This window comes from Sulfitobacter sp. 1A15299 (assembly GCF_043556915.1).
GTDB lineage: Bacteria > Pseudomonadota > Alphaproteobacteria > Rhodobacterales > Rhodobacteraceae > Sulfitobacter.
In genome coordinates, this window is record NZ_JBIFFJ010000078.1 from 1 (window position 1) to 1,318 (window position 1,318).

At 56.9% G+C, this 1,318-nt stretch carries 1 protein-coding gene; it reads right to left on the bottom strand.

Features of this window, described 5'->3' with window-relative positions; translation table 11 throughout:
* Positions 1 to 36 precede the first annotated feature (36 nt).
* Positions 37 to 1,260 carry an IS256 family transposase gene (locus ACGYK7_RS19140; protein ID WP_394403955.1) on the bottom strand — a complete coding sequence of 408 codons (1,224 nt, stop codon included), beginning with the start codon at positions 1,258 to 1,260 and terminating at the stop codon, positions 37 to 39.
* Between the last annotated feature and the right edge of the window lie 58 nt (positions 1,261 to 1,318).

A 1,318-nucleotide genomic window follows, 5' to 3' on the forward strand; every position in this document is an offset into this window, starting at 1 on the left:
GGGAGTGTGCGTAATTTTGTGCCCTGACGCCTTTAGTTACGCCATGGGAAAGCGTTCTTCGAACATGATGGCGAGTTGGCTTTTAACGCGGTGCCATTCACGCACAGATCGCTTCCACTCGACGGAAGTAGCATTGAGCGCCAAGTAGATCAACTTTGCTGCCGCCTCATCGCTCGGGAAGTGGCCTCGGGTTCGCACCGCACGCCGGATTTTTGAGTTCAAGGCTTCTATGGCATTCGTTGTGTAAATCAATCGGCGCACTTCGGGCGGGTAGTCGAGAAACGGGATCACCTCGTTCCAGGCTCGGCGCCAGCTCGGTGCAATGGCCGGATAGCGCTTGGCCAGATCGCTCTCCTCGAACTCGGCCAGCGCAGCCTCCGCTGCTTCGACGTCCAAGGCGGTGTAGACTGCCTTCAGGGCTGTCGCCACGGCCTTGCGGTCCTTGTAGCTGGCGAAGCTCATAGAGTGGCGCAGCAAATGAACGATGCACGTCTGAACCTGGGCTTCCGGGAAAGCTGCCTCAATGGCCTGAGGGAAGCCTTTGAGACCGTCGACCACGGCAATCAGAATGTCCTGAACACCCCTGTGACGTAGATCATTCAGAACCTTTGCCCAAAATTTGGCACCCTCGTTGGCCTGGAACCACAGCCCCAGAACGTCCCGGGTGCCGTCTGGACGGATCGCCAAGGCTACGAAGACCGCCTTGTTCGAGACCGCTCCATCACTGCGGATGTTGACGCGGATCGCGTCCATAAACACCACGGGATAGCAGGGTTCCAGTGGTCGGCTCTGCCAGGCGGTGACCTCGTCCATCACAGCTTCAGTGATCACCGATATCAAGCTGGGTGATGCCTCAAAGCCGTAAATCTCCTCAATGTGCCCTTGGATCTCACGGGTCGTCATTCCGCGTGCATACATGCTGACGATCTTGCGGTCGAACTCGGGAAAACGACGCTGATACTTGGCTATCAACAGCGGATCAAAGGTGCCGTTGCGGTCGCGCGGAATGTCCAGGATGACCTTCCCGCTGTCGGTGGTCACAGTCTTCTGGCTGCTGCCATTACGACGATTGGGCGGATGGTTCTGGCCCTCCGCGACACCTTCTTCGCGCTCTGCCCCAAGATGTTCCTCCATCTCAGCTGTTAAAGCGCGTTCTGCCAATGCTTTGGTCAACTCGGCAAGTATGCCCTGCTTGCCGAATAGGTCGCCAGAGGACCGGCCTTCCATCAGTTGGTCTAATAGCTTTTTGTCAATGCTCATACGTGGGTCTCCTTATAGAGCAGTTACCATGCCAGAGCACAAAATTCAGGACAGTCCC

Coding starts and splice junctions, on each gene's coding strand:
- ACGYK7_RS19140 (WP_394403955.1), bottom strand. CDS start 1,260: ATGAGCATTGACAAAAAGCTATTAGACCAACTGATGGAAGGCCGGTCC.